The following is a 3910-nucleotide window of genomic DNA, read 5'->3' on the forward strand; positions in this document are numbered from 1 at the left end:
CGCCGGCGCGGCTCGATCGGCCCGGCGGTCCGGCCCACCGCGGGCGCCCGGCCGCAGGCCCAGGGCGGTGCGGGCCAGCAGCACCGCCCCCACCACCACCAGGGCGCGCTCCACCGTGTCGGGGACACTGTCCACCCGCTGCCCGAACAACAGCGTCACCACGTCCATCAGCAGGCCCCACGCCCCCACCGCGGCCGCCCCGCACAACAGCCACAGCAGCCGGCGCACCGGCTTCCGCCGCACCACCGCCAGGCCGGCGGCGGCCGAGACCGCCCCCACGCCGGCGACCAGCCACCCCGGCCAGGCCGCGCCGAACAGTTCCGTCCCGCTCAGCGCACACCCCAGCCCGAACCCGGCGCACCCGAGGCCCCAGCCGCTCACCGCCCACCCGTCTCTCACCATGCCGCCAGGCTCGCCCGCACCGCCCGCACCGCTCCTCCCCCGGTGCGGTGATCCGGCTCCCCCACCCGGGGGAACCCGGCACCACTCGCGCCGGAGCACACTCCGGCGCCTGGCCCCGTCCGAGGAGATCGCCGGCAGGGCGCGGGCCGCCCGGCCTGGTTCGGCCGGGCGGGGCAGCGGTTCACCCCCTCGGGGCGGCGAAGCAGTGGACGGTGACGGTGCGTCCGGAGGCCCACCGCTGGTCGCCGCTCCCGAGGCTGGTCCAGCCGAGGCGGCGGTAGAGGGCCACGGCGGCGGTGTCGGTGGCGAGGACGTCGAGCACCGGGTGCAGGCCGAGCGCCCGCGCGTGCGCCACGGCGCAGGCCAGCAGCCGGGCACCGATGAGGTGCCCGCGCGCCCTGGGGGCGACGTAGAGGCGGCCGACCATGGTGGTGAGCTCCGGGGGGCCGCCGGTGCGGTGGCTCCACAGCGCGGGGGCAAGGTCACCCGGGGCGCTGCGGGCGAGGCCGACGTGCCCGGCGAGCCGGCCGTCCGACTCGGCGATCCAGGCGGCGAGCAGGCCGTCCGGGGTCAGCCAGGCGGCGGGGTGGTCGGGCCAGTCGGCGGGGTAGCCGTCGACGGCGTGGACGTCGCCCAGCACCCGGACGCAGTCGGCGAGGTCGTCGGCGCAGCGCGGTCGGACCACCACCCCCGCCCCGGCCTGCCGCGAGTCGGACGCGACGACGGTGGCGCGTTCTTCGAGGTCTTCCATGCCGGTACGTTACCGGCCGGACCTCACCGTCGCAGCAGGTCGACGACCCCGGTCAGGTCCTCCTCACCACCGCCGATCTCCAGTCGACGCTCCATCAACCGGAAGTAGGGTTGAAGGAGTTCGGCGCTCACCCGCTGCTCCTCGGCGGTGCGCAGCAGCGTCTCCTGGCCGGCCACCTGCATCGCCAGGTTGGACACCACGTCCTGGGCGTAGTCGCCGCTCTCCAGCTGCTCCGCCGTCCTGGCCACCGAGCCGGACATCGCGGCGAGCCAGCCGCCCAGCAGCGGCGCCAGCTCGCTCGGCGCCACGGCCTCGCCGCGGACCAGCGCGAAGGCGTGCGCGATCCCGGCGAACATCCCGTACATCCCGCTGAGCAGCGCCACGTCGTGCAGCGCCGCGTAGCCGGCGTCCGCGCCCACGTACCGGGTGCCGGCCGGGGCGGCCAGGATGCCCCCGTGCTCCTCGAACAGCTCGGCCGAGCCGCTGTAGAACACGTACGCCCCGGCCGCCGGGACGCCGATCATCGGCGGGACGGCCATGATCCCGCCGTCCAGGTAGCGGGCCCCGCGCTGCTCCGCCCAGGCGGCGCGGGCACGGGCCTGCCCGGGAGTGCTGGTGACCAGGTTGACCAGGTCCTTGCCGGTCAGGTCCACGCCGTCCAGCGCCTCCAGCACGGAGGCGTCGTCGAGCAGGCAGACGACGACCAGCCGGTTCGCCGCGACGGCCTGCGCGACGGTGGCGGCGACGGTGGCACCGCGGGCGGCGAGCCCGTCGGCGCGGGCGGCGGTGCGGTTCCAGACGGTCAGCGGGTGCCCGGCGGCGAGCCAGGCCCCGGCCAGCGCGGTGCCCATCGCACCGAGGCCGAGCAGGGTGAGCGGGGTCTTGGACGTGTTCTCAACGGGATTGGTTGCCATGGCAGTCAGCCTCCGCGCCGACCCCGGAAACGATCAAGTACGCACTTCGAAGTGGGTGGTTACCCTGGGGTGAGCATCGAGGTCGGCGGGGCCGGAAGGGGTGGGCATGGCGATCGTGCCGAGGCCGGGGGCGTACGTCTGCGGGACGGACGCCGCGATGGACGTGATCGGCGGCAAGTGGAAGGTGTCGATCCTCTGGGCCCTGGGCGAACGCCCGCGCTGCCGCTTCGGCGAGCTGCGCAGGCTGCTGCCGGGGATCACCGAGAAGGTGCTGGCCGCACACCTGCGCGAGATGGAGGCGCACGGCATCGTGCACCGGGAGGCGTACGACGAGGTGCCGCCGCGGGTCGAGTACGCGCTGACCGAGGCCGGGCGCCGCCTCAACACGGCGCTGGGGCCGCTGGGGGACTGGGGGCGGGAGCACGTCCTGGGCAAGGCGCCGTACCCGGCGTAGCGCGCCCCCACCCGGCGGCGTCCGGCGGAGCGCCGCCGACCCGTTTCCCGAGGCCCGTCCTAGGCGATCGCGGCCGACACCACCGCGGCCACCGCGATGTTGCAGGCGGCCGACACCCACACCGCCGGGTGCGGCTCGGGCTCGACCAGGATCTCGCCGAGCTTGCCCGGCGTCAGCAGGTCCACCAGCCAGAACGCGACGGCCATCAGCACCAGCCCGAGCAGGCCGTAACAGGCCGTCGAGACCAGGCCCTTGGCGAAGTCGGCGTAGGTGTACATGATCGCGGTGAAGACGATGCCGCCGATGCCGAGCAGCGCGGAGCTGAGCAGGACGGCGGCGTTGCGGTTGCGCTCGACCCAGATCTGGTGGCCGAGCCGGCCGGGCGTCAGCAGGTCGACCAGGCCGATGCCGAGCAGCAGCAGCACCACCCCGAGGACGCCGTAGGCCGCCGCCGCACCGAGCCCGTGCAGAATGTCGTTCATCGTGGTTCCAGCCCCCGGTCCGCTCGTGCCGTGCCCGCTGACCGCCATGGTCAAGGGCTGGCAAAAGATACCCCACCCGGGTGAGGGGCGGACCGGAGATCCGGAAACCGGGGACAGTCAGTCCTCGTCCTGCACCAGGTGGTCGACACAGGCGGCGACGGCCAGCAGCAGACCGGTGTCCGCGCCGTCGGCGATCTCCACCCCGTAGGTGTCCCGGATCCGGAACCACTTGCGGCTGATCCGGGCCAGCTCGTCGCCGTGGTGGTTCTCGATCCGGTAGTCCTTGTCGATCAGGTTGCCGTGGATCTTCAGTTCGCCGCCGGAGGCCAGGTCCACCAGGTACTTGTCCCGGAACGGGGTGAACAGCTTCTCCCGGACCGTGGCGATCACCTCGCCGTCGGCGTCCTCGATCTTCATCGCGTCACGGACGGTGAGCATCTTCTCCTTCACCACCGCGACCACCCGCCCGTGCGCGTCCTTCAGCTCGAAGGTGTGCCGCAACCGCAGGACCTTGCCGTCCACCAGGTACGCCTTGTGGCCGTGGTCGTCCTCGATCCAGTAGTCGTCGCCGACCGCGAACAGCTTCTCCCTGACCAGATACCGCACCGTGCGACCTCCTCCGTGTTGACGTCGCCCCATTCGACCCCGAACCCCCGGCCCCGGAAAAGCACCGGCACGAAGCACGGCCGGAAATCCCGTCGCACGGCACCGCCGGATGACCTTCAATACCGCCATGCACCGCGACCTCACCACCGCCGAACTGCGCAGCGAACGCCTCGACCTGCTGCCGATCGCCCCCGGGCACGCCGAGGAGCTGGCGGCCGCGCTCGCCGACCCGGCCCTGCACGCCTTCACCGGCGGCCGCCCGGCCACCGTCGAGGAGCTGCGCGCCCGCTGCGCCCGGCTC

At 74.0% G+C, this 3910-nt stretch carries 5 protein-coding genes and 2 pseudogenes; 2 read left to right on the forward strand and 5 right to left on the reverse strand.

The window, feature by feature from the left end; translation table 11 throughout:
- The 3 genes and pseudogenes from KS423_RS40490 to KS423_RS40500 form a co-directional block, all read right to left on the reverse strand.
- Positions 1-402, reverse strand: a pseudogene (locus tag KS423_RS40490) (hypothetical protein); the annotation flags it as partial.
- A 181-nt stretch (positions 403-583) separates the two neighbouring features.
- Entirely contained in the window at positions 584-1153 is a 570-nt protein-coding gene (locus KS423_RS40495; protein WP_224284729.1) for a GNAT family N-acetyltransferase, read from the reverse strand.
- Positions 1154-1176: 23 nt separating this feature from the next.
- Positions 1177-2067, reverse strand: coding sequence for an NAD(P)-dependent oxidoreductase (locus KS423_RS40500; protein ID WP_224284730.1), 891 nt, complete (start codon positions 2065-2067; stop codon positions 1177-1179).
- 106 nt (positions 2068-2173) lie between these two features.
- On the opposite strand from KS423_RS40500, the gene KS423_RS40505 reads away from it, so the two are divergent.
- Positions 2174-2521, forward strand: a complete 348-nt coding sequence (locus tag KS423_RS40505; protein ID WP_224284731.1) for a helix-turn-helix domain-containing protein — start codon at positions 2174-2176, stop codon at positions 2519-2521.
- Between the two features lie 59 nt (positions 2522-2580).
- Here the strand turns inward: KS423_RS40505 and KS423_RS40510 are convergent, their stop codons facing one another.
- Positions 2581-3003 carry a DUF350 domain-containing protein gene (locus KS423_RS40510; protein WP_224284732.1) on the reverse strand — a complete coding sequence of 141 codons (423 nt, stop codon included), beginning with the start codon at positions 3001-3003 and terminating at the stop codon, positions 2581-2583.
- Between the two features lie 117 nt (positions 3004-3120).
- Positions 3121-3609 (reverse strand): LURP-one-related/scramblase family protein, encoded by a 489-nt coding sequence (locus tag KS423_RS40515; protein ID WP_224284733.1) that lies wholly within the window; start codon positions 3607-3609, stop codon positions 3121-3123.
- Positions 3610-3718: 109 nt separating this feature from the next.
- Here KS423_RS40515 and KS423_RS40520 point away from each other — a divergent pair.
- A pseudogene (locus KS423_RS40520) lies at positions 3719-3910 on the forward strand (GNAT family N-acetyltransferase); the annotation flags it as partial.

The sequence above is a fragment of the Streptomyces sp. LS1784 genome (genome assembly GCF_020103755.1).
In the GTDB taxonomy this organism is placed as follows: Bacteria; Actinomycetota; Actinomycetes; order Streptomycetales; family Streptomycetaceae; genus Kitasatospora.